The sequence below is a fragment of the Paenibacillus sp. LS-5 genome, assembly GCF_056121505.1.
The window spans coordinates 25221-49622 of record NZ_JBWAVA010000014.1 but is presented as its reverse complement, the minus strand read 5'-3'; the positions used below and the strand labels follow the sequence as shown (position 1 = coordinate 49622).

Annotated in this window: 18 protein-coding genes; 13 read left to right on the top strand and 5 right to left on the bottom strand. The window is 48.5% G+C overall.

Annotated features, from left to right (window positions below; genetic code table 11):
• Positions 1-69: 69 nt before the first annotated feature.
• From AC0MA3_RS19165 to AC0MA3_RS19145, 5 genes are all read left to right on the top strand, one after another.
• Positions 70-1113, top strand: a complete 1044-nt coding sequence (locus AC0MA3_RS19165) for an ABC transporter substrate-binding protein (RefSeq protein WP_474657336.1) — start codon at positions 70-72, stop codon at positions 1111-1113.
• Between the two features lie 303 nt (positions 1114-1416).
• Positions 1417-3321, top strand: a complete 1905-nt coding sequence (locus AC0MA3_RS19160; protein WP_474657335.1) for a carbohydrate-binding protein — start codon at positions 1417-1419, stop codon at positions 3319-3321.
• A 28-nt stretch (positions 3322-3349) separates the two neighbouring features.
• Complete coding sequence (locus AC0MA3_RS19155) at positions 3350-5395, top strand: beta-xylosidase family glycoside hydrolase (RefSeq protein WP_474657334.1); 2046 nt, start codon at positions 3350-3352, stop codon at positions 5393-5395.
• A 38-nt stretch (positions 5396-5433) separates the two neighbouring features.
• Positions 5434-6450, top strand: a complete 1017-nt coding sequence (locus tag AC0MA3_RS19150) for an endo-1,4-beta-xylanase (RefSeq protein ID WP_474657333.1) — start codon at positions 5434-5436, stop codon at positions 6448-6450.
• 332 nt (positions 6451-6782) lie between these two features.
• Positions 6783-7943: a glycoside hydrolase family 27 protein gene (locus tag AC0MA3_RS19145; RefSeq protein ID WP_474657332.1), complete on the top strand. Its 1161-nt coding sequence runs from the start codon at positions 6783-6785 to the stop codon at positions 7941-7943.
• Between the two features lie 219 nt (positions 7944-8162).
• On the opposite strand, the gene AC0MA3_RS19140 is transcribed toward AC0MA3_RS19145, so the two are convergent.
• Positions 8163-9080 (bottom strand): AraC family transcriptional regulator, encoded by a 918-nt coding sequence (locus AC0MA3_RS19140; protein WP_474657331.1) that lies wholly within the window; start codon positions 9078-9080, stop codon positions 8163-8165.
• A 62-nt stretch (positions 9081-9142) separates the two neighbouring features.
• Here AC0MA3_RS19140 and AC0MA3_RS19135 point away from each other — a divergent pair, with 62 nt between their 5' ends.
• On the top strand, positions 9143-11035 hold the full coding sequence (locus AC0MA3_RS19135; RefSeq protein WP_474657330.1) for a sialate O-acetylesterase: 1893 nt from the start codon (positions 9143-9145) through the stop codon (positions 11033-11035).
• Positions 11036-11120: 85 nt separating this feature from the next.
• On the opposite strand, the gene AC0MA3_RS19130 is transcribed toward AC0MA3_RS19135, so the two are convergent.
• The 3 genes from AC0MA3_RS19130 to AC0MA3_RS19120 form a co-directional block, all read right to left on the bottom strand.
• Positions 11121-12239 (bottom strand): GNAT family N-acetyltransferase, encoded by a 1119-nt coding sequence (locus tag AC0MA3_RS19130; RefSeq protein ID WP_474657329.1) that lies wholly within the window; start codon positions 12237-12239, stop codon positions 11121-11123.
• A 63-nt stretch (positions 12240-12302) separates the two neighbouring features.
• Positions 12303-12491 carry a hypothetical protein gene (locus tag AC0MA3_RS19125; protein WP_474657328.1) on the bottom strand — a complete coding sequence of 63 codons (189 nt, stop codon included), beginning with the start codon at positions 12489-12491 and terminating at the stop codon, positions 12303-12305.
• A gap of 44 nt (positions 12492-12535) precedes the next feature.
• The gene (locus AC0MA3_RS19120; RefSeq protein ID WP_474657327.1) at positions 12536-13420 is read right to left on the bottom strand and encodes an AraC family transcriptional regulator; all 885 of its coding nucleotides are present in this window, start codon (positions 13418-13420) and stop codon (positions 12536-12538) included.
• A gap of 149 nt (positions 13421-13569) precedes the next feature.
• Here AC0MA3_RS19120 and AC0MA3_RS19115 point away from each other — a divergent pair, with 149 nt between their 5' ends.
• Positions 13570-16281, top strand: a complete 2712-nt coding sequence (locus AC0MA3_RS19115; RefSeq protein WP_474657326.1) for a glycosyl hydrolase family 95 catalytic domain-containing protein — start codon at positions 13570-13572, stop codon at positions 16279-16281.
• 48 nt (positions 16282-16329) lie between these two features.
• Here AC0MA3_RS19115 and AC0MA3_RS19110 read toward each other — a convergent pair whose 3' ends face one another.
• Positions 16330-17202: a helix-turn-helix domain-containing protein gene (locus AC0MA3_RS19110; RefSeq protein ID WP_474657325.1), complete on the bottom strand. Its 873-nt coding sequence runs from the start codon at positions 17200-17202 to the stop codon at positions 16330-16332.
• Positions 17203-17372: 170 nt separating this feature from the next.
• Between AC0MA3_RS19110 and AC0MA3_RS19105 the strand changes: the two genes are divergently transcribed.
• The 6 genes from AC0MA3_RS19105 (at position 17373) to AC0MA3_RS19080 (ending at position 24392) form a co-directional block, all read left to right on the top strand.
• Positions 17373-18203 (top strand): amidohydrolase family protein, encoded by an 831-nt coding sequence (locus AC0MA3_RS19105; protein ID WP_474657324.1) that lies wholly within the window; start codon positions 17373-17375, stop codon positions 18201-18203.
• On the top strand, positions 18200-19705 hold the full coding sequence (locus AC0MA3_RS19100; RefSeq protein ID WP_474657323.1) for a tagaturonate reductase: 1506 nt from the start codon (positions 18200-18202) through the stop codon (positions 19703-19705). Before AC0MA3_RS19105 ends, AC0MA3_RS19100 begins: the two co-directional genes overlap by 4 nt.
• 64 nt (positions 19706-19769) lie before the next feature.
• Complete coding sequence (locus AC0MA3_RS19095; protein WP_474657322.1) at positions 19770-20732, top strand: aldo/keto reductase; 963 nt, start codon at positions 19770-19772, stop codon at positions 20730-20732.
• Positions 20732-21754 carry a zinc-binding alcohol dehydrogenase family protein gene (locus AC0MA3_RS19090; RefSeq protein WP_474657321.1) on the top strand — a complete coding sequence of 341 codons (1023 nt, stop codon included), beginning with the start codon at positions 20732-20734 and terminating at the stop codon, positions 21752-21754. Before AC0MA3_RS19095 ends, AC0MA3_RS19090 begins: the two co-directional genes overlap by 1 nt.
• A 93-nt stretch (positions 21755-21847) precedes the next feature.
• Positions 21848-24226 (top strand): glycoside hydrolase family 95 protein, encoded by a 2379-nt coding sequence (locus tag AC0MA3_RS19085; protein ID WP_474657320.1) that lies wholly within the window; start codon positions 21848-21850, stop codon positions 24224-24226.
• A complete protein-coding gene (locus tag AC0MA3_RS19080; RefSeq protein ID WP_474657319.1) occupies positions 24216-24392 on the top strand; it encodes a hypothetical protein in 177 nt (58 codons plus the stop codon). Before AC0MA3_RS19085 ends, AC0MA3_RS19080 begins: the two co-directional genes overlap by 11 nt.
• Positions 24393-24402: the final 10 nt, after the last annotated feature.

Sequence of the window (24402 nt, the reverse complement as noted above, 5' to 3'; positions counted from 1 at the left end):
AAAGCACTCTTGTCTTCCAATGCTTTTGGGATATAATTGAAATCGCTATCATATTGAGGGGGGATGCTGATGAGGACGGTGAAATGGTGCCTGGCCCTGCTGCTGCTGCTGCTGCCGCTTGGCGGCTGCTGGGGCGGCCAGGATAATAACGTACAGGCACCGGTGGTGCCTCATAGCTCTCCTGCGGTGGAGGATAGCTTGGAGTCGTCCCCGGACAGGGCCATGTCAAGGCCCATTCGGCTAGGCTTCTCTCAGCTTGGCTCAGAGAGTACCTGGCGGGAGGCGAATAGTGCGTCCATCCGGGAAGCTGCTGAAGAGGCAGGAATCATTCTCATGATGAAGAATGCCGAACAGGATCAGCGCAAACAGTTCGAGGCCATCCGTTCGTTTATCCGCAGCAACGTGGATATTATTGCAATTGCACCGGTAGTGCAGACCGGATGGGAGGACATCCTGAAGGAGATTAAGCATGCGGGGATTCCCGTCATCATCCTGGACCGGTCTGTCAATGTGGAGGACAGTTCCTATTATGTCACTTTTATCGGGTCTGACTTCTATGAAGAAGGCATCAAGGCTGCCAAATATGTGATCGACAAAATGCGGCATCATAACGAAGTCATCCAAATTGCCGAATTGCAGGGTACAGTAGGTTCAACGCCGTCGATTGACCGGGGAAGGGGCTTCCGGAAGATGCTTGAGGGCAAACCGAACTTCCGGATTACGCAGACGGCGCCGGCGGACTTCACACAAAGCGGCGGACGCGAGATGATGAAGACTTTTTTACAGCAGCCAAGGGAGAAGTGGCCCCAGGTGCTCTATTCTCACAATGACGATATGGCGATCGGTGCGGTGGAAGCCATTAAAGAGGCGGGACTTGTGCCGGGAGTCGATATCATTATTGTTTCAGTGGATGGCACACGGCGGGCGTTCGAGCAAATGACCGATGGGAATATTAATGCTGTGGTCGAGTGCAATCCTCTGCTTGGTCCGCTGCTCATGCAGGCTGTCAAAGAAATCATGAGCGGACGGACACTGCCTAAGAGAATGGTGACCCCTGAAGATATTTTCACACAGGAACTGGCGGGCATCGAGGTGGAAAACCGTAAATATTGATACAGGAAGCGATTGGGACAATGAACTCTCATAAGCTATAATTCCGCACGGCTGCATCATCCAGGGATGGAAGGTGCAGCCGTTTCTATTTATTTTTCCGTAGAAATACCAAAAAATTTCAACCTTTCAGACAAAAAACTGCATTGTTCCCATATACCGGATATACTAAAATGATCTCGAATAGAAAATATTAGTAGAATCTTTCAAAGAATTCAAGTTGAGAGGAGGTTGCCAAGCGACCCGTTTTTTTGTGACGCATTAGATTGGAAGGGATTACAAATCATTTTTAATGGAGGTATGTTGATGTTTAAAAAACTCTCGGTAATTGCATTTACCTTTGTTTTATTGCTTAGCTGTCTGCCTATGATGTCAGTGCATGCTGCAAACAATGCCACGGCCAAGCAGCCGGGGAGCTCCAATCCGCTGATGGATCATAAGCTGGGAGCCGATCCCTTTGCGCTGACATATAACGGAAGAGTCTATGTTTATATGTCTAGCGATGCCTACGTCTATAATAGTAACGGAACTGTGAAGGACAATGATTTCAGCGCCCTGAACAAAATCAATGTTATCTCATCCGCCGATATGGTGAACTGGACAGATCACGGGTCCATCCCTGTGGCCGGAGCCAATAATGCAAACGGTGGAGCCGGCATTGCCAAATGGGCCTCTCTCTCATGGGCACCTTCAGCGGTGGTAAAAAAAATCAACGGTCAGGATAAATTTTTTCTGTATTTTGCAAATGGTGCTTCAGGCCTCGGCGTGTTAACGGCAGATTCCCCGATCGGTCCCTGGAAGGACCCGCTTGGCAAAGCGCTCGTGACAGGCAGCACACCCGGAATGTCCGGCGTGACCTGGCTGTTTGACCCGGCTGTCCTGGTGGACGACGACGGTAACGGATATCTGTACTGCGGCGGGGGCATTCCCAACACCTCGGACCCGGCTTCTGTGGCTAATCCCAAAACAGCCAGGGTGTTGAAATTGGGTGCGGATATGACGAGCATTATTGGAAGCGCATCCACAATTGATGCCCCTTATATGTTCGAGGATTCCGGAATCCACAAGTATGGGGGCAAATATTATTACTCTTACTGCATTAATTTCTCCGGCACTCACCCGTCTGCTTATCCGGCAGGTGAAATCGGTTATATGGTGAGCAGCAGTCCCATGGGCCCCTTTACGTATACCGGACATTTTCTGAAGAATCCGTATACCTTCTTCGGCGTAGGCGGCAACAATCACCATGCGGTATTTAACTTCAACAACCAATGGTACGTAGTGTACCATGCCCAGACTGTGGCGAAGGCCGTACTGGGAGACGGCAAGGGCTACCGCTCCCCGCATATCAATAAGCTCGTCTATAATGCGGACGGGATCATTCAAGAGGTTCAGGGAGACATGGCGGGTATTGCCCAGATTACCAATCTGAATCCGTTTACCCGGGTGGAAGCCGAGACGATCGGCTGGAACGCAGGCATTGCCACCGAACCTACTCAGGCTGCAGGCGGTCCTGTAAGCAATATGAATGTGACCAGCATTAACAATGGAGACTGGATTGCCTTAGGCAACGCGGATTTCGGTTCCGGCGCCAATTCCTTCAAGGCAAACATGGCCTCGACCACAGGCGGCAAAATCGAAATCCGGTTGGACAGCGTAGCAGGCACATTGGTTGGAACGCTTAATGTCCCATCGACCGGAGGTCTGCAGACGTGGAAGGAGGTAGAGACCACTGTCAGCAATGTGACCGGGGTCCACAGACTCTATCTGGTATTCACCGGATCAGGCTCGGGCAATTTGTTTAATCTCGATTACTGGCAATTCTCCGCGGGCACCACTGCTCCTTCCGGAAATAAGGTTGAAGCTGAGGACATGACGCTCAGCGGCACCTATGCAGGGAAGACCACTTCCCCGTTTAACGGGGCTGCGTTGTATGGGAGTGATGATGCTGCTGCATTCAATCAGTATTTTGCATATGGCACGCACAACATTTCTGTCCGGGGAGCTTCAAGCAATTCCGCCACGGCCAGAGTGGATTTGCAAATCGGCGGGACGACCGTTGGCTCCTTCTACTTCAGTGGAACCACTCCTACCGTTCAGACCCTATCCAATGTGGCCCATGCTACCGGAAATCAGGAAGTCAAGCTGCTCGTAACCACCGACAACGGAACCTGGGATGCTTTTGTGGATTACATTGAGTGGAGCTTATGATCGTATAACCAGGCAGGAGGCAAGCACTATGGTCAAAAAAACAGGTATGTTTTTGTTGGCAATATCGCTATGGATAGGCCTGATACTGAATCCTTCTGCAGTGGGCGCTTCGACATTTAACAATCCGTTTATTTATGCCGATGCCCCGGACAATGATGTAATCAGGGTAGGCGATGTATACTACATGACCAGCACCACCATGCATATGAACCCTGGTGTTCCGATCATGAAGTCCTATGACCTGGTGAACTGGGAAATCGTAAACTACGTCTACGATACCTATGCGAGCGGTGATGCGCAGAATTTGAATAACGGCCAGAATGAATATGGTAAAGGCTCCTGGGCAAGCAGCCTCAGATACAACAACGGCATCTATTATGTGTCCTTTGGCTCTAATTCAACCGGTAAAACCTATATTTATCAGACCAAGAACATTGAGAGCGGCCCATGGACCTCCTCTGTCTTGGGAAGTTATTATCATGACGCATCGCTGCTGTTCGATAACGGACGCGTGTTTCTGGTCTACGGCTCCGATAATATCAGCTTGATCGAGCTGACGGCGGATGCCAAAGCCATCAAGTCCGGGGGGCTCAACCAGGTCATCATCCCCGGCTCCAGTAATATTGCCGGTTCGAGCTTCATTGTAAAGGCCGAAGGCGCGCATATCCAGAAGATCAACGGCTATTATTATGTCTTTCTGATCTGCTGGCCTTCGGGAAGCGGACGCACCCAATTGACCTACCGGTCCTCCAGCTTGACGGGAACTTATACGGGCCAGGTATCGCTTAACGATTCAGGCATTGCCCAAGGGGGAATAGTGGACACGCCCTCCGGCTCCTGGTATGCCATGCTCTTCAAGGATAGCGGAGCAGTCGGGCGTATGCCGTATCTTGTTCCCGTGTCTTGGGTGGGCAACTGGCCGGTTTTTGGTACCGGCGGCACAGCACCGCGGACCCTGAACATGCCAGCAGAAGGCTATCCCGTGAAAAAGGTATATGCGTCCGATGAGTTCACATCGGCTTCCGCATCTGCGGAGCTTATTGTGAACGGAGGTTTTGAAGAGGCCGCTATCAGCCCATGGACTCCCAACAATACGGCAACCGTTGTCTCCACTGCAGCGGACCGTTACAGCGGTTCCCGAAGCCTGCAGGTCACCGGCAGGCAGCAGACAGGCGCCGGACCGAAGCAGGATCTCACCGGCAAAGTAACTCCCGGCGCAGTCTATAGCTTCTCGGCAAAGGTCAAATACACCACAGGCCCAGCTACCAAGCCATTTAACTTCGACATCCAGAATGGCCCAAGCTACACCGGCATTACGATTCTTGGGTCTACCACACTGACTAAAGGGGAGTGGGGCACGATTCAGGGCACCTACACGCTGCCCGCCGGTGCAGATCTGTCGCAGACGTTTATCTTTCTTGAGACCCCTTATAGCTCTAAGCCGGATGCCACAAATGACCTGATGGATTTTTATGTAGATGATGTGTCATTTGCAGGAACAGCTTCGTCAGGAGCGGGGCTTGCCAAGGTATGGCAGTGGAACCACAATCCCGATCCTGCGAAGTGGTCACTGACCCAGCGCCCCGGCTTCATGCGATTGACCACGGGCAAGGTAAGCTCCAGTATTCTGGAGGCCCGGAACACACTGACTCAGCGGACGTTCGGACCGAAAAGTACAGGGATTACTGCTCTGGAGACTAGCGGAATGAAGGATGGGGATTATGCCGGTTTGGCAGCATTTCAAGCCAAGTATGGCTTTGTAGGCGTGAAAATGTCCGGCAATTCCAAGTCTATCGTGATGATCAATGCCGGCTCCGGGTCTATGACTGAAGTGGCAAATGTGCCGCTCAGCCAGAACAGAGTCTATCTGAAGGTGGTCTGTGATTTCACCAATCAGACAGATAAGGCCTACTTCTATTACAGCCTTGATGGCAGTAATTGGACAGCGGCTGGCAATACGCTTCAGATGTCTTATACGCTGCCCCATTTTATGGGCTATCGGTTTGCGTTGTTCAATTACGCAACGAAATCAGCGGGCGGTTTTGTTGATTTTGATTATTTACGTCTGGAATAGCCGTGGTGAATCCATTATGAATTAGGAGATGATTTGAGTTGAAAACCAGAATTGGAAAGTTCGTAAGCGGTTTGGCCTTAGCCGGTGTCCTGCTCGCGTCCGTGATGTCGGGGAACGCCAGCGCCGCGCTTACTAGTGGGCCAAAGTTCCTGGGAAATATCATTGCTGGCAGTGTTCCCGGTAACTTCGCCAACTATTGGAATCAGGTAACACCTGAGAATGCTACCAAATGGGGAGCGGTTGAAGGCACGCGCAACAACATGAATTGGAGCGGTGCGGATACATCTTATAATTATGCGGTCAGCCGGAACATCCCCTTCAAATTCCATACACTGGTCTGGGGAAGTCAAGAGCCTTCATGGGTTGCCGGCCTTTCGGCGGCGGATCAGAAATCGGAGGTGACCTCATGGATTGCCGCGGCGGGACAACGCTACTCCAAGTCCGCATTCGTGGATGTAGTCAATGAGCCGCTGCATGCCAAGCCTTCCTACCGCAATGCTATCGGCGGTGACGGAAGCACCGGCTGGGATTGGGTCATCTGGTCCTTCCAGCAAGCCAGAGCCGCGTTCCCGAATTCCAAGCTGCTCATCAATGAATATGGCATTATCGGTGACCCGGGCTTGACCGATCAATATGTGACCATTATCAATCACCTGAAGTCCAGAGGCCTGATCGACGGGATCGGCATCCAGTGCCATTACTTCAATATGGACAATGTAAGTGTGAGTACCATGAGAACTGTACTGGGTAAGCTATCCTCCACGGGCCTGCCTATCTACGTCTCTGAACTGGACATCACCGGCGACGACAACACACAGCTTGCCAGATACAAAGAGAAATTCCCTGTACTGTGGGAGAATTCTGCTGTAAAGGGCGTAACCCTCTGGGGTTACATCCAGAATCAGACCTGGGCGGCCAATACCCACCTGGTGAATTCCAATGGCTCGGAGCGCCCGGCGCTGAAATGGCTGAAGCAATATCTGGGCAGCTCGACCAGCAGTGGTGTTACAACTACCAGTGACTACACGGATTTTCAATCGGGTACGGAAGATTGAACAGGTTTGAATTTTGTTCGGGTCTCTGGTCAGCCACAGTCTTGAGTTCCATGACACACTCAAGCTTCTGAGGACATGGACAATAGGGGTTGGACTCATTCATTAAGTATGCTTCTAGAGGGCTGTTCCCGCTTGCGTAAAGGCGCGCGGTGAGCAGCCCTTTTGCAGGTGAATTACATGGGGTTCTATTTTTCGTAGAAAAGCAACAAATGTACATATGAAAGCAACGTTAAGCTATAGATCACAAGAGTCGTCTGTGATTAAATACATAAAGAATACAGCCTTAGTTCTTACACTTAATCTTCGGGTTACACGAAAGGATGAATACTTTTATGAACCAACACCAACTCGGTTTGACCCCACCTATGGGGTGGAATTCTTGGAATACCTTTACATGGGATATTAACGAACAGCTCATCCGGGAAGCTGCCGATGCGCTTGTTGCAGAGGGGTACAAGGATGCGGGATATGAATACATTGTAATTGATGATTGCTGGAGCCTGAAAGAAAGAGACAAGGATGGCAAGCTGGTTGCTGATGCAGCCAAATTCCCGAACGGAATGAAGGCGCTTGCAGATTATATTCATTCCAAGGGATTAAAGTTCGGAATGTACTCTTGTGTAGGGACTCACACCTGCGCAGGATATCCGGGGAGCTTTGAACATGAATTTCAGGATGCCGAATTACTGGCAGAATGGGGCGTTGATTTCTTAAAGTATGATTACTGCTTCAAGCCCAGACATATTTCAGGGGAACTGTTGTACAAGCGAATGAGTCTCGCGCTTAAAAACTGCGGAAGAGAGATTCTGTTCTCGGCATGCAATTGGGGCGAGGACAATGTATATTACTGGATTCGTGAATCAGGCGCCCATATGTACCGGTCCACAGGGGATATTCAGGATAGCTGGGATTCGATCAAAGGCCTGGCTTTATCACAGCTTGACAAAGCCTCTTATACAGGAGCCTATTGCCATAATGATATGGATATGCTGGTAGTCGGCATGTACGGAGGCAGCAACAGTGACTTTATCGGAAGCCAGGTCGGCGGTTGCAGCGATGTAGAGTACAAGACCCATTTTTCGTTATGGAGCTTGATGGGGTCTCCGCTAATGATTGGCAGTGACATCCGCAGAGCCAATCAGGCTACTAAGGATATTCTGATGAATGAGGATTTGATCGCCATTAATCAGGATGTGGAAGGCCGCGGTGCTTATCGCATCAAGCCGGAACCGCAATGGTTTCATACGGATGATGTGTTTATGCTGGTGAAGGTATTAACGGACGGAGACGTTGCCATAGGTTTCTTCAATTTAAGTGATGGGCAAAGGGAGATGTCGTTGCAATTCTGGGATATCGGACTACCCTATGCTTCGGGAAAATCGCTGTTGTTGTATGATTGCTGGGAGCATAAAGAAATCGGTACATTTAAAGAAAGATATGCTCCTGTAGTGCCGGCTCATGATTGTCTGATTGTGCGGGCGAAATTGGTGTAAGGGATAGCATGAACATGAATAGGACATGCAGAACCTGCGGAGTTCCCTTAATGACGGATGATGTGGCGATTTATCTGAAGCTTGTTACGCGAAATGCCAAGGATTTCTTGTGTATAGACTGTCTTGGCGAGCAACTGAAATGCGGTCGCGGCCCCATTGAGCAATTGATAAAATATTTCCGGGAATCCGGGAATTGTGTGCTGTTTCGCTAAGTTTAGATCAGACAGAAATATCATGACTGCCTGACGCAGGTTGCTCCTTTATGGCGTAATGGGCATTATTTGCCGGGCAGTGTGCTTTTCTGTATTGTGACGGAGTGTATGAAGTTGCTTTTTTGAATATTTTCGAAAAATACAACGGGTCCTGATAGCCAACGGAATAGGACAATGACTTGATCGATAACTGGGAATTTGTCAATAATTCGCAGGCACGCTGAATTCTGAAGGCGGTAAGATAACCAGAAATGGAGATGCCGTTTTCTTCCTTGAATAACCGGAACAAATAGCTGCGCTCAATCTTCACAAATTCAACAACATCCAAAACAGATAATGAAGGCTTCCAAAAGTTGCTTTCAATGTAATCTCTTGCTGAGAGTACATAGTCCTTTTTGAAAAAAACTTTATCACTAGGGTAATGCTCCATGTAATAAGACAATAACAAATGTAGACCTGCATCAGAACGCTCTCGTTCGAACGGCTCTATTGCAGCACTGTTGACCCTATGAAAAAGTGGTTTGAAATCTTGCGGTGAGGCCTTCAGGACCGGATGATCAGCAGCAATATTAATCATCGACAAAAGGCGTGAGGCCTCAAGTCCGTTAAATTCGATCCAATAATACTCCCACGGATCCTGCGGGTCAGGATAATAATAGACTTCCGTGTCAGGGAATATCATGAAGCTCTCGCCTGTCATCAAAGAAAAAGTGGTATGGCTTGTCTCCAAATAGCCCTTACCGCTTACAATATAATGCAGGGCATAAACATCGCGGACACCCGGTCCCCATTTGTGTGAATTTGGAGGCTTATAACCATTCCCTTTAATAATGGAACGCTCGCTGAAATCGTAGTTCATTGAATGCTTCTCCGTTCTTAACCGATCTCTATTGTTAAATGCCATATTATAAATATGGTAAAGCAAATTAGTGAAGAAACATAGAGCTTTTAATTAATCCGTTCGATATAAAAGGAGTGTTATAGCTTATGCAGAGCCTAAAAAAGATCCGTTTGGCGAGTCTTTTCGGTGACGGCATGGTATTACAGCGGAACTCGTGTGTCAAGATTTGGGGATGGGCATCGGCAGGAGAAGTGGTCAATGTCCGGTTCAAGGATCTGATCTACAGCGGGATTGCGGCGATGGATGGACGATGGCAAGTCAGTCTTCAGACCGGAGATGCGGGTGGGCCCTTTGAGATGATCATTGAGTCCAGGGACGGAACGGAACGTCTCAGGCTCGTGAATATTCTGCTGGGCGATGTATGGCTATGTTCTGGCCAATCCAATATGGAAATGAAGATGGTTTCGCTTCAACAAGCATTTCCTGAAGATATTGCTAATGCGGGGAATGACGCGATTCGGCAATTATTGATTCCGGTAGTATATAATTTTGAACAACCGTGTGCTGATATTGAATCTGGAAGATGGGAAGCGGCTGATGCTGTAAGCATCATGAATTTCTCTGCTGCGGCATACTACTTTGCAGCCAAGCTGTATGAGCAGAACGGCGTGCCGATTGGGCTGATCCAGGCCAGTTTGGGCGGGGCACCGATTGAAGCGTTTATGAGCGAGGAAGCCCTTGCTCCTTTTCCGGATGCTGCTGAGGAGTTACGGAAGCTAAAGGACAAGAAGTACCTGGAGTCATTGGCGCAAGAAGATCAAGTCAATCAAGAGCAGTGGTACGGCTACGTCAATCAGAATGACGCAGGTTTAGCTGTCGGCGGAACGCCTTATTATGATCCGGCCTTCAAAGCTTCAGATTGGTCTTCTATTCCAGTGCCTTCCTATTGGGAAGAAGAGGGCTTAGGCTCTTTTAACGGCAGTGTGTGGTTCCGGAAGGAATTCGAAGTTCACTCTGGTGAACTGGGGCTTCCAGCGATGCTTGAGCTCGGCAATGTGGTGGATGAAGATACCGTTTATCTCAACGGGGTTCAGATTGGAGCTCTGACAAGCCAGTATATTTCAAGAGTGTACAGTATACCAGAAGGTCTTCTGCAAAGAGGGGGCAATACGATTGTCGTAAGAGTAGTCAATGTCTCCGGTAAAGGCGGATTTTATAAAGGCAAGCCTTACTGTCTTCAGATCGGGGAAAGAAGTCTCGATTTATGCGGTGATTGGCAGTATCAGATTGGAGTCAAGTGTGGTCCGATGCCTGCGCCTTCTTTTGTCCAGTGGCGTCCGGCGGGCCTTTATAATGGCATGATTGCTCCAGTTGCCCCTTATTCGCTCAAAGGTATCATCTGGTACCAAGGGGAATCCAACTTGAACAATCCCGAATTATACGAGAGTCTGTTTCAGACACTTATTGCCGATTGGAGAGAAAAGTGGGGCATGGATGATCTCCCTTTCCTGTATGTGCAGTTGCCCAACTTTTCGGAGCCTTCAGATAGTCCTGCCGAAAGCCAATGGGCGAAGCTAAGGGAGGTGCAGCGGAAGACACTTGCCGTACCCATGACAGGAATGGCAGTAGCTATAGATATTGGAGAATCGAATGATATCCATCCGGTAAACAAGAAAGATATTGGTTACAGGCTCGCAATCGCAGCCCGGAGGGTAGTCTATAAAGAGGATGCGTTAGTGGCTTCAGGTCCCCTGTTCCAGTTCGCGGAAAAGGTTGGGCAACGAATGATCCTTCACTTTAGTAATACTGGAGGGGGCTTAGTCGCTAACAACGGAGATACACTTAAGCATTTCGCCATTGCCGGAGTTGGTCAACCCTTCATCTGGGCTAACGTTAGTATTGAAGATGATTGTGTTGTTGTCTGGCATGATGAGATTCCTGATCCCGCTCAAGTGAGGTACGCATGGGCAGATAATCCGGATACGGCCAATCTGTATAATCGGGAAGGGTTGCCTGCATCGCCCTTTTCAACAGTATAACCGAGTCACAAGCAGCGATTCTCCAGTACAGGATAATCGCTGCTTTGTTGTCTTCATTACGTTTTTTCATAAAAAAGAACGGTATTCAAAACAAATCCACCTTGGACCAGTATAACGGAAGCGGAAACCAACCTGCGGGTGCGGATACATTCAGGAATCGGCCGTGTGGGGTAAGAAGGAGAGTCTGCGCCTGTTCCTTATTTAGTATAACTGCGCCAGGTGTTGCACTCCGGTCAACCGTTACACCCTTAGGATCAACACATATGGTGACTGGTTGCCCATCTAGTATGGCAGAAAACTCTCCCGGCTCAAGGCCAATCGTCTGATGTTTTAGCGTTAAGTATGCCTTTAATACATTGGCAAAATCAAAAACATTATACATGTGAGCTGGCTCAATCACATACTCTTCAGCAAATTTGCCAAGGCTCGGATTGAGAGCGGTATCATAATCAGATGTGCGAATTGTTATTCTATCTATTCCCAGATGTTTCATATAAGCCTTAACCGTACGTTCAATATCACTCGTATCTTCCATCATCAATTCTGAAACTTCATCACCAGTTCCATTTACAATCATATAGCCGATAAGTCTGTCTTTATCTAGTATACCGAGAGCATTTTGTTGAAAAGAGCTGAAAATTAAAGGTAACTGCTGTATATCACGTTCTACATATGCAAGCTGCTTTGAATGAACCCTATGAGCAAAACCCTGGCCCCCTTCAAGATCGAACAGTGGACTAAAGGACAGACCCTCTGTATCTACATCCTTCAGGGCATGCCTGACATTGGCATCCCCAATGATATATTTGTATTGCATGCCCCCAACAGTAAATCCAAAATATTCATATCGCTGCCGCTGACCCCATAACACAGCTATATCACAGGTATCACTTATCTCATGTAGCCATAAGTTCATTAATTCTTTCATATGCCCTTCACCACGTGCCCCTGGATGCACAGATACAATACCTACGAATCCTACCCGCAGTGTGGAATCACATACTCTTAAGGTCTCGGGCAGTACGGCTACCTGCGCACGGATCGAACCCTGATCATCTACGGCAACCTTATGAAGTGACGAAAGATCGAATTCCTGGTTGTACACTTTTGGAAGCAGTGATCCTATATCTTGATCAAATGCGAAGTTGGCTAGATCAATAAGTTTTTCCCGTTCGTTCGATTTCGCCTTTCTATACTCAATCATGTTGTATCTCCTTTCGTGAATAACGATAAGAATCGGTTAGCTATTCTCCTATTCTTTCTCACTTTAGCACACTTCACTACGCTTCAGAAGCTGGTTTGTACCATTCGGTGACTTCATCTTGGTGAAGGTTTCCTTCTCCATCGTCGTCAACTGCTCCCAGGAGGATTGCATAGTCTTTGTAGGCGGGCCGTTGAAGGCAGTAGGCAATAGCACATCGCTGTTCTCATACGAAATGGCGTATCCGTCTCTCATCGTTTTGTCGGCACTGGCGAAGCAAAGGAGGTTTTAGCTTAAGTTCAGCATTTATTTTTATATTGAGTGGCTGTAATTCCATAATATTTTTTGAACGCATTACTGAATTGTTCAGGTGTGGCGAAGCCCACTATTGATGCGATTACGCTGATAGAAGTATCCGTTGTGAGCAGGAGCCGTGAGGCAGCACTCATTCGTGCTTGCAGCTTTTTGTCTTTGAAGGGAATCCCGTATTGCTTATGAATCATCCGCTCTGTCTGTCTGGTGCTCAGCCCTAATTGGCTGGCGAGCTGCTGCAGGGTAATGGAACTGTAATGGTACAAAAAGCTGTTCTCAATCATAAGCAGTCTGCTATCATCAAGGGTCTTCAGGGGGAAGGATGGGAGGGTGACATGATGCTCTCCATAATGTCTTATCAAACAGATCACAATCATCTCAAGAATATTGGTCGCCATATGATGGACTCCGATCTGTTGGAGGGAAAGCTCTTCAGCAAGCATCTCAAACAATCCGAGCATTTTCCCGCCCTCTTGTCCAATCCAGAATGGAGTAGACATTAGTAGCTCTGGGAGAAAAGGTTCTATCACAAAGGAATTCTTGACGTTCAGAGAAACGGAGTTGCCGGGTAACATCTCAAAAAAGATGCAGTATTCCGCCATCGGGTCCTCCGGATCGGGAATCTGTTCATGAACGACATCGGGTCCTGTTACAAATAACGTGCCGGGCGAGAGGGCATAACGGTTTCCTTGAGCATTCAGAATACCCCGGCCAATTGGAATATAATGCAACTCGTAAGTTCCTTGACTGTGGCTGTGCTCAGGCATAGGGCTGTGGAAATAGCCGAATTTTACATACAACACGTTCAATACCATTGAACCAAGGTTCAGCTTGATATCCAGATTTTCGATGTTAATGTTGGGTAAATTCATTCTCACAGACTCTCTCCTTGTAATAATGCGACATTCATTCCACTCCCTTGTCATCTCTTAGGATAACCAATCTAAGCCCCCATTGATATAATTATTACAGAATTTCAAGTGGAATGTTATGGCTGCACGCATACAGAGGAGGATACCAAATGAACAGTCTACCTGCAACAACACGCATGTACAAGAAAGGAAATTATGCTAACTCTTATACAGAGGTTCCTGATGTCCATCCTGGAAATGCGTGGCGGGAGGGGATGGTAAGCGGAAATGGGGAGAACGGGTATATTACATCTGGCTCGCCGTATAGGGACAGTTTTATTTTTCAAAATATGTGGTTTAACTATCCTTCCAAGGATCCAAGAGTGATTCCGGAAGAATTGACGGGGCAGCTGAATGATGCCAGACAAAATGTTTTTAAGCGGAATGATCAGTGGAAGATTACGGATGAGACCGGATCAACAAGGATGAGAACCTTTTATTACAGCTACCATCCCGGGCACCAGCTCCGTTTCAACATCCTCCCCCAAGGGAATTTGACCGGTTACGAGAGATGGACAAATTATGAAACAGCGGAGACAGGAGTACGCTATTGCGATGGGCATGGGGAATGGATACGCACATCCTTTACTTCCCGGGAGGATAATGTCTCATTTACCAAGATCTCCGCTTCTTCTACTGGTGTAAAGATTAACATGACCCTCTCCATTGACGACATCTCCGTAATGAGCGGAGCGAACGAAGGCCACAACGAGCTGACGGGGCTGCAATATAAAAAACTGGTGAACCCCGGTGCGGAGTATCTCGCTCAGGTGGCCCATTACCCATCGTTCCAGGGAAGTGAACTGGCTTACGGCGGATACGCATGCCTGACTCAGGTTGTTGTTGTAAACGGTACCAGAAAAAGAGTATTGATGTCTGACAGCCATGAACCGATCAATGTTGGCAAAGAAGCAAATCCGGCCATTCTTATAAAAGATGCTGATGCCGTATATCTGATTACACGCTTAAGCAGAACTCATTCTATGGGAAGAATCGAAGATTTTGCGGCAATGGCCCATTACAATATTGTAGACGAGCTATTTGAAGACACTAACGCAGTCGTTCATAAATATAAAGCTCCAGACGGTGACTTGGATTATGAAGCAGCCCTCGCTTCCCATACCCGGAAGCATTCAGCAGAATTTAATGCAGTAACCTTCAATATCGGGCACGATACGCATTACAAGGACTCAGACAACTTGACCTTAATCCATGTACAACGATCAGAGCCATCCAAAGTCAATCATGCGTTTATGGAGCAAGTGTACAACCAAGGACGGTATGCCATGATCTGCTGTAGTGGTACAAGTGCACCGCGCTTGTATGGAATGTGGACCGGGGAGTGGAATCCTGGCTGGCGCGGGATTTATACACTGGATGCCAATGTGAATCTGCAGGTTTCTTCCATAAACACCGGACATTTAACACAAGCACAGCCCGGATATATTGCTTTCTTCCTGAGGAATACCCCGGATTTCGAATGCAATGCCCGGATGGCGTATGGTATGCATGATGCAATCCAGATTTCCGTTAACTCGGATGGCGACCGGGGAATGCATGTCGAATATGATAATGATTACCCTTTTGAATACTGGAACGCAGGGGCAAGCTGGTGTCTTCTGCCCATCTACGAGTACTGGCAGTGTTACGGCAATAGGCAGATACCGGTTCAGGACCACATGCGGTTCAATGATTTGAGAACGGTATTAAGTGTTCAGGATGGGGGATTAACCGAAGAGGAATTCGCACGGATCAAAGATAGAGGCTATCTGGATCTGGAAGAGGAAATCCTGCTCCCTTTGCTTACCAAGCAGGCGAATTTCTGGCAGCAGATCTGCACGCCGGAGTACTATTCGGATGTAGATGGACATGCGTGCCATCAGCCTGGTAAGACTGCACTGAATCCGGGGGAAAAATACATGATCCTTCCAGCGTATTCTCCCGAGAATCATCCCATTGGTTATAACAGCACAATTACGGCTAACGCCACCATGGATATTTCAGCAGCGCGGGATGGTCTGTCTATGGTCATCTCTATGGAAAAGGTAGTCAAGCGCGAAGGCTATGAAGTTGCAGTAGCTAAGTGGGAAGCATTGCTTGAGCAGCTTCCGGATTATAAATATGACTCGGATGGTGCCTTATGCGAGTGGAGCATGAATGAATATACGGAGAACAACAACCATCGTCATTTGAGCCATCTCTATGCAGCCTGGCCTGCCTATGAAACGCAAAATAATCCGGGATTGGCCCGGGCTGCCAAGACGGCGATTGCAAACAGGAATAGGTATAACACCGAGGATGATACTGCGGGGCATGGCTGGATGCATAAGGCGCTGGTTCAAGCCAGGCTGAAAAATGGTGAAGGGGTACTCTCTTCGCTGCTTCCGATGATGAGGGCTGCTGGTTATTACACCTCCTTGATGACAGATCATGATTCCAACAGAAGATGCAACTGCTACTGCACGGATACCTCCTTCGGTACGGTTGGAGCCATTAATGAAGCGCTCCTATTCTCGAATACCGGCGTAATAGAGGTGCTTCCCGCTTTGCCCCCCGATTGGAAATCGGGTTCTATACATGGACTTATGGCTAGAACTTGGGTTGAAGTCAAGGCCTTGTCCTGGAATCTTTCCGCCGGGAGGGTACAAGTGATACTGAAGTCGAGCAGGAAGGATAATGTCATCCAATTAAGTGCAGGACTTCCTTGGACCCGGGCCCTGGTTAATGGATATGAAGCGGATGTGCAACAGGATGAAATCGGCAAACATCTTCAATTAATACTTAGCGATGGAACAGAGGTTACCGTTGACTTTGTGTTATAGAGGGCTCAGCCATGGACCTGAGAATAAGGAGTGATGCCAGCGGACTTTTTATAAAGTTTTCCGAAAATTTCTCCTGTATGTATTTGGTGTTACTCCTGTCAGCGATTTAAATACACGATAAAAATGTGTCGGTGTATCAAATCCGCACATATCGGCGATTGCACTTATATTCTTATCACTGTAAATCAGCATTTCCTTGGCCCGGATAATTCGTTTGGCATTGACATAGTTAGTAACGTTCATCGTAGTCAATTGTCGGAATACCCGAGAGAAATGAGACGGAGACACATTAGCCCGTTCCGCCAGCATGAGCAGACCAATCTCACGTTCCGGATGTTCATCAATCTCCTTTAAAGCCTTAATGATCCAGGCAGGGGCCATCCGTGAATCCTCGTTAGTGTTGCCCTCCCCCGACAATATGAATCTGTTGATCTGCAGGAGGAGTTGGCAGACGATCAGCCGGGTAGCTTGATGATAGCCGGTTCTTTGTTCCGTCATCTCCCCGGATATTCCCTCCATAGATACTTCTGTAATTGATTTTAAAACATTGGGCAGTTCAAGTTTATAGGACTTATTCTTGCGCGCGTAATCGAAACATAAGAGATGGGTGTACAAATCATCCAAAGGATCTGTAGCAAACAGGGTGGGGGCAAAGTACAGTGCTGAAGAGATAATTGGGTTATCGTTGTCCGGCAGGGAATGGTGTATGGTATTGCCAGGAATGATAAACAGATCTCCGCTTTTTTTCTCATACCATGTATTGTCAATAAAGAAGGTCCCCTTACCTTGATGCACATAGACGAGTTCATAACGGTCATGAAGATGGTCGGGAAGTTCATTATCCTGTTTCTTCACAGTTTTATGAACTACTTCAAAGGGGAATAAGGGATCACCGGTAAAGGGTTTGCGGAACGGCTTCACAAGAGCTCCTCCTTCAATTCGCAGATACAAATTACAGATGAATAATATCAAATATTGTTATAAAAATGCAAGGTTAAGCGATTACATTACTATTTAGATCTGATATACAATGGTTTTATAGATTAATTCATAACATAAATTGATCTCCCTAAAAAAGGAGTGGATACCGGATGCGTATTGATGCTCATCAACATTACTGGAAAATTGACCGGGGAGACTATGGCTGGATTACGCCAGAACTGCCGCAATTATACCGGGATTTCATACCGGTCGATCTCGAGCCACTTCTGAAAGAACATGGAATCGACGGAAGCATACTTGTACAGGCGGCTCCGACACTGGAAGAGACTCAATATATTCTGTCGCTTGCAGACCAGAATGCATCAGTGCTCGGTGTCGTGGGCTGGCTGGATCTGTTCAGCAGTGATCACAGGCAGCACTATGAAGAATTACGGCGTCACCCCAAGTTCAAGGGCTTCCGGATCATGATACAGGATATGCCGGATGCCTCCCGTATTCTGGAGCCAGTTTTTGTAGATGCGCTTCGCAGCTATGCGGCGGAGGGAGTTCCTGTGGATCTGCTGCTTACCTTTCAGCAAATGGAGCCGGTGGTGAATCTGCTGCGGCTGGTACCTGGGCTGCGTGGCGTGATTGATCATCTAGCCAAACCTCCAATCTACAGCGGTCAGCTGGAACCCTGGTCCACACATTTAGCTGAAATAGCTTCATTCCCCGGAATCTATTGCAAATTATCCGGAATGGTTACGGAAGCAGGGCAGGACAGCTCGGCGAAAGAAGAGTTTATACCATATATTAGCCGGGTTCTGGAGTTATTCGGACCGGACCGGGTGATGTTCGGGAGCGACTGGCCGGTATGCCTGCTGGCTGCCGAATATAGCCAGGTCATAGAAATTGTTCTGAATGCGCTCCCGGCAGGATGGGGAAGCACAGAATACGACCGTTTATTTGGCGGCAACGCGAAGGAGTTCTACAAACTATGAAACAGCTGAAGAGTACGGTGCTACAAGGTGAAGATAAGCAAAGATATGAAGATTTGCTGGAAGCGCCGGTGACGGTGCTGCAGATTGGAGAGGGCAACTTTCTACGCGGATTTTTCGATTGGATGATTGGCGAATGCCGCAGGCAAAAACTGTTTGCAGGAAGTATTGCTGTGGTTCAGCCGCGTCCCTCTGGTAAAGATCTTCTTGAACAGCTGGCTGCCCAAGATGGACTGTACACTCTGATTATACGCGGTCTGGAGAACGGAGCGTCTGTAGCCAGGAAGGAGGTCGTGACGGTATTCTCCCAGGCTTTTGATCCTTATACAGAATGGGAGCGTCTGACTGAACTCGCGGTTAGCCCGGAGCTTGCCCTTGTAGTCTCCAATACGACAGAAGCCGGTCTGGTATATAAGGCGGAGCCTCTGGGCAAAGGCCCTATCCTCTCCTTTCCTGGTAAGATTGCCTATATATTGTATCTGCGGTATCAAGCTTATCAAGGCTCAGCGGAGCACGGGCTGATCTTCCTTCCCTGTGAACTGCTGGAACACAATGGTGACGTATTGCGGGAAGCGGTACTGCAATATGCGGAGGATTGGAACCTGCCGCAAGCCTTCCGGGAATGGGTAAAACTGCATAACCGTTTTCTGAATTCATTGGTCGACCGGATCGTGACCGGTTATCCGGAAGAGGCTCAGGCTGAAACCTGGTTTAGAGAGTGGGGAGTGCGGGATGAATTGCTCTGTACAGCGGAGCCCTATCATTTGTGGGCGATAGAGGGGGAGCCAGAGCTTGAGGAGCTTCTTCCATTCCGCAAGGCTGGCCTTAATGTGCACTGGACGAACGATCTGAAGCCATTTCGTGAGCGTAAAGTCAGACTATTAAACGGTGCCCATACCTGGATGGCTCCACTTGGACTTATTCACGGAGTTGATCATGTGCGAGAACTGCTCGAACACGGGGAATGGGGCCGCAGGGTCCGTGAGGTTGCTGTGGATGAGATCATTCCGACGCTTCCGTACTCTGCGGATGAGTTGCGTTCTTATACCGGAGAGGTATTCGACAGGTTCGCGAATCCTTACATCAGTCACCGGCTGAGTGATATCGCTATGAACAGCTTAAGCAAGTTCCGCGTCCGTCTGCTTCCTTCGTTAACATATTACATGGAACAGGATATGCCTATTCCGGAGCAGTTGGTGCTCGGTTTAGCTGGATTGCTGCGGTATTATCGGGTGAAACCTGCAGAGGATGGCGCTTATACCGGAATAAGCCTGGTTCAGCAGGCCTATACGGTCAGAGATGATGCTTCGGCGCTGAAGATAATGGCGGAAATATGGGATTTGGTAGAGTCAGCTGGAGCAACAATGGAAGACATAGCCGGGCGGTTACTAGATGAAGAGAAGTTATGGGGGCGATCTTTAAAAGGCTGGAAAGGTCTCTCCAGTGAAGTGGCCATTTGGTTTATGCGCTGGGAAAGAGAGCCTGTCATGGAGACAGTGGGTTAGGTTATCTGAAGGGAATTAAAGGATTCAAGGAAATATCCATATTTAAGGATGGGGTGATTCTATAATGAAGTATCGTAAATTGGGAAACACTGGACTGGATGTTTCGGCTCTCAGCTTTGGGGCATCGTCTTTGGGCTCCGTATTCCGTCAGACCGATGACCAAGAGAGCATCCGAACTGTGCATGCGGCCATTGACGCAGGTATTAATTATATTGATGTATCACCGTATTATGGTCTTACCAAAGCTGAAACTGTACTGGGCAAGGCGGTTCAGCAGTTACCGCGTGACAAGTTTCTGCTCTCGTCTAAGGCAGGACGTTACGGCGAGGCCACTTTTGATTTCAGTGGGGCAAGAATCTTCAGCAGTGTGGAAGAGAGTCTTGCGCGGTTGAACACGGATTACCTGGACATTCTGTATCTGCATGACATCGAGTTCGTGCCAGCCGGGATTATTCTTGAGGAAGCTGTACCTGCACTCCACAAGCTGAAAGAACAAGGCAAGATCCGCTTCTGCGGAATCAGCGGTCTGCCTCTGCAGCTCTTCACGACCTTATTGCCGCAGATTGAAGTTGATGCAATTCTCTCCTATTGTCATTATTCACTAAATGACACCTCTTTGCTCGATCTTCTGGCGCTGCTCCATCAAAGAGGAGTGGGGCTGGTTAATGCTTCGCCGCTGTCCATGGGACTGCTGAGCACCCGCGAGACAGCGGATTGGCATCCAGCAAGCAATGAACTGAAGATGGCTTGCCGGAAAGCCGCAGAGTACTGTGCCTCTCAAGGTGCTGACATTGCGAAATTGGCCGTTCAATATTCAACTGAACATGAGGGGATTCCTACTACCCTGGTCAGTACGGCCAATCCGGACAATATCATAAAGAATGCTGCTTGGACCGACGAGCCGTTGGATCGTGTCCTGCTTAAAGAGGTCTTGGAGATACTGGAACCGGTCCACAACAAAACTTGGGTGAGTGGCAGACCGGAATACAATGAATCTCCATTCCACAGTGAAGGGAGAGGATTATAATGAAAGGCATTGTCTGTGAAGAGATCGGCAAGTTTACCTTCCGCAATGATTTGGAGGAACCTATTCTTGAAGAAGGAAAGGCGGTTGTCCGAATCTGCCGGATCGGCATCTGCGGAACGGATCTGCATGCGTATCAAGGCAATCAGCCTTATTTCACCTATCCTCGTATTCTGGGTCATGAGCTGTCGGGGATCATAGAGGACATAGGCGCCAATGATGCCGGACTGTGCTGTGGAGATCAGGTCAGTATTGTGCCTTACATGCATTGCGGGGAATGCTCGGCCTGCCGCAGCGGTAAAACTAACTGCTGCAAGCATATGAAAGTATTCGGCGTTCATATTGACGGAGGCATGCGGGAAAGGGTCTCCATTCCCGTGGAGCATCTGATCAAGACAGACGGACTAACCCTGGATCAGTCTGCAATGCTGGAACCGCTGGCCATTGGGGCCCATGCGGTCCGTCGCTCGGGACTTGTGCCGGATGACACTGTTCTGGTTATCGGAGCCGGACCGATTGGACTGGGTGTAATGGCACTTGCGCGATATGCCGGAGCTAATGTGATCGCGATGGATGTGAACGAGGAACGGCTTGCTTTCTGCAGGTCCTGGGCCCAGGTGAAGCATACGATAAATGCGTCTCAACATCCTAAGGAGCAGCTGGAGGAAGTCACAGACTTCAACCTTGCTTCTGTCGTCATTGATGCTACGGGTAATGCAATATCCATGGCTAACGCTTTCGGCCTGGTGGCGCATGGCGGTTCGCTCGTGTATGTCGGGCTGGTCAAAAGTAACATTACCTTTAACGACCCGGATTTCCATAGCCGTGAACTAACTTTAATGGGCAGCAGAAATGCAACTAAGGAAGACTTCGATCGTGTACTGGATGCAATCTCTGCAGGTTATGTTGATATGAACGGCTATATTACCCACCGCTGTGCTTTAGGGGATATGATCAATGAATTCGGCAGCTGGCTAAAACCAGAGTCTGGGGTAATCAAGGCAATAGTGGAAGTCGGTAATTAAATACTATAATTCTGTTATTTCTCATTTAATATCAATAATAACCATTTATTTACTTTAATTTGAAAGCGTTAACATTATTACAAAGGAGTGTTAATGGTGTTGCTGAATTATTTGAAGTCCGCTTCGGAATGGACGGAAGCATTGCCTGTCGGAAATGGGAGTCTGGGAGGTATGGTATTTGGAGGCATTGAGACCGAGTGTATCCAGCTAAATGAAGATACACTATGGTCCGGATATCCAAGAGATACGAATAACCGGGATGCTATTCATATTCTTCCCCAGGTGAGAGCGCTGTTGTCAGAAGGTGAATATGAGCAAGCATCTCAGCTGTCGAAGCAAATGCTGGGGCCTTATAATCAGTCTTATCTGCCACTCGGGGATTTGTATCTTCAATTTGAACATGGGGACATTGCTGAAGAATATTCCCGAGCACTGGATTTACAGACTGGTGTTTGCAGGACCGAATATGCCATTGGAGGGGTTCTTTACACGCGCGAAGTGTTTGCCTCCTATCCTGATGGTATTATGGTTATCCGCCTGGAAGCGGCGGATGAAGGAATGCTTACTTTCCGTGCAGGGCTGGGCAGCAAGCTCCGGCACACCGTAAGTGCAGAGCCTGGACGTCTTGTTCTTAAAGGACTTGCCCCTGAGCATGTGGAGCCCAACTACAATGACCGGAAACGGCCGATCCTGTATGGCGAGCCGGACACCAGTCCCTCCATGCGCTTTGCTGCATGTCTCCAGGTGATAGCGGAAGGCGGGACTGTAACCGTGGTTAACGGCGCAACTCATGTCCGTGATGCGAATGCAGTCACATTATTGTTAAGTGCATGCACAAGCTTCAACGGATTTGACAAGATGCCTGGAAGAGACGTAGAGGAAGTAGCTAAGCGCGCGGCCGAATCAATTGAACATGTGGCCGGAACTTCGTATACCCGTTTGCGGGAACGGCATATCACAGATCATCAATATTTATTTAATAGGATGGAACTGACTCTAGGAGGAGAAACCGGGATAGAGGAGCGTCCAATTGATGTAAGAATACGTGAATCCGGAGCGAAGGACATTAAGCTATTGGAGCTTTTGTTTCATTATGGACGTTATTTACTGATTGCCAGCTCCAGACCCGGATCTCAGCCAGCCAATCTTCAAGGAATCTGGAATAATGAGGTACGCCCTCCCTGGAGCAGTAACTGGACACTGAATATTAACGCACAGATGAATTACTGGCTGGCAGAGACCTGCAATTTGGCATCTTGCCATGAACCCTTGCTGCAGTATATCGGAAATCTGGCACAGAACGGCAGGAAGACTGCTGAGATACATTACGGTGCACGGGGCTGGGCTGCCCATCACAATGCCGATGTGTGGTGCCAGACTGCACCGGTGGGTGATTACGGGCAAGGCGATCCCGTATGGGCGCTGTGGCCGATGAGCGGGGCGTGGCTATGCCGCCATCTTTGGGAGCACTATGAATTCAGCCTTAACAAGGACTATCTGCGGGATAAGGCCTTCCCTCTAATGAAGGAGGCTGCATTGTTCATTCTGGACTGGCTTGTAGAGAATGGACGCAAAGAACTAGTCACTTCGCCGTCAACTTCACCGGAGCATAATTTCCGGTTGCCGGACGGAACATTATGCGGTGTGAGTACTGCTTCTACTATGGATCGAATGCTGATTCAGGACCTGTTCATAAACTGCCTGCGAACGATAGATGAGCTTGGCCTTCAAGATGATCTCACGTTAGAGCTGCAGCAAGTGCTGGATCGTTTATGGCCGTTGTCTGTGGGAGAGGGGGGAAGGCTGCAGGAATGGAGCGAAGACTTCGCGGATGAGGATGTCCATCACCGCCATGTATCCCATTTGTACGGAATTTATCCCGGAGAATGGTTGATGGAACAGGGGATGGAGGTTTTTAATGAAGCAGCCAGACAGTCGCTGGAGATGCGCGGTGACGAAGGCACCGGGTGGAGCTTGGCTTGGAAAATCAATCTGTGGGCCCGTTTTGGCAACGGCAACCGGATATATTCTCTGTTCGATAACCTGCTGCAGCCTGTGGACAGACAGGATTTGAATTACCACCGCGGGGGCGTCTATCCTAATCTTTTTGACGCGCACCCTCCTTTTCAAATTGACGGGAATTTCGGGTACACAGCAGGCATTGCCGAAATGCTGCTTCAATCGCATAACGGTGTTCTCCGGTTGCTTCCTGCCTTGCCCGATTTGTGGGTAGAGGGTAAGGTTAAGGGACTACGCTCCAGAGGGGGATATACAGTGGATATGGAATGGAAGCAGGGCCATCTGCGTCAAGCGGTCATTACAGCAGAACATGGCGGCTGGTGCTGTGTGTCTACAGGAAGAGCATTAACCGTAACAGACACAACAACCGGATGTATAGTTGGCACGGGAGAAGGAGAAGAAGTCGGATTCAGGGCCGCCGCCGGAGTGGTATACCTAATTCATGCGAATTAAATCGGTTAACGGGAAAATATTCTTCCGCTATTCTGCGCTGATCACACTATTGATTGCTGCATTTTCGATTGCCTTCAGTCTCTACATGTCAAATATTTTACGGAAGCAGTCCGTTCAGTCGATGAATCAAATCTCGGCTATCCTTAGTCCAAAGATGCTGCTGTAAATGCGGCAGT

Bases quoted from the DNA above. Each gene is read 5' to 3' on its own strand.
- AC0MA3_RS19165 (WP_474657336.1), top strand. From the start codon at position 70: ATGAGGACGGTGAAATGGTGCCTGGCCCTGCTGCTGCTGCTGCTGCCG.
- AC0MA3_RS19160 (WP_474657335.1), top strand. From the start codon at position 1,417: ATGTTTAAAAAACTCTCGGTAATTGCATTTACCTTTGTTTTATTGCTT.
- AC0MA3_RS19155 (WP_474657334.1), top strand. From the start codon at position 3,350: ATGGTCAAAAAAACAGGTATGTTTTTGTTGGCAATATCGCTATGGATA.
- AC0MA3_RS19145 (WP_474657332.1), top strand. From the start codon at position 6,783: ATGAACCAACACCAACTCGGTTTGACCCCACCTATGGGGTGGAATTCT.
- AC0MA3_RS19135 (WP_474657330.1), top strand. From the start codon at position 9,143: ATGCAGAGCCTAAAAAAGATCCGTTTGGCGAGTCTTTTCGGTGACGGC.
- AC0MA3_RS19130 (WP_474657329.1), bottom strand. From the start codon at position 12,239: ATGATTGAGTATAGAAAGGCGAAATCGAACGAACGGGAAAAACTTATT.
- AC0MA3_RS19125 (WP_474657328.1), bottom strand. From the start codon at position 12,491: ATGAGAGACGGATACGCCATTTCGTATGAGAACAGCGATGTGCTATTG.
- AC0MA3_RS19120 (WP_474657327.1), bottom strand. From the start codon at position 13,420: ATGAATTTACCCAACATTAACATCGAAAATCTGGATATCAAGCTGAAC.
- AC0MA3_RS19115 (WP_474657326.1), top strand. From the start codon at position 13,570: ATGAACAGTCTACCTGCAACAACACGCATGTACAAGAAAGGAAATTAT.
- AC0MA3_RS19105 (WP_474657324.1), top strand. From the start codon at position 17,373: ATGCGTATTGATGCTCATCAACATTACTGGAAAATTGACCGGGGAGAC.
- AC0MA3_RS19100 (WP_474657323.1), top strand. From the start codon at position 18,200: ATGAAACAGCTGAAGAGTACGGTGCTACAAGGTGAAGATAAGCAAAGA.
- AC0MA3_RS19095 (WP_474657322.1), top strand. From the start codon at position 19,770: ATGAAGTATCGTAAATTGGGAAACACTGGACTGGATGTTTCGGCTCTC.
- AC0MA3_RS19090 (WP_474657321.1), top strand. From the start codon at position 20,732: ATGAAAGGCATTGTCTGTGAAGAGATCGGCAAGTTTACCTTCCGCAAT.
- AC0MA3_RS19085 (WP_474657320.1), top strand. From the start codon at position 21,848: ATGGTGTTGCTGAATTATTTGAAGTCCGCTTCGGAATGGACGGAAGCA.
- AC0MA3_RS19080 (WP_474657319.1), top strand. From the start codon at position 24,216: ATGCGAATTAAATCGGTTAACGGGAAAATATTCTTCCGCTATTCTGCG.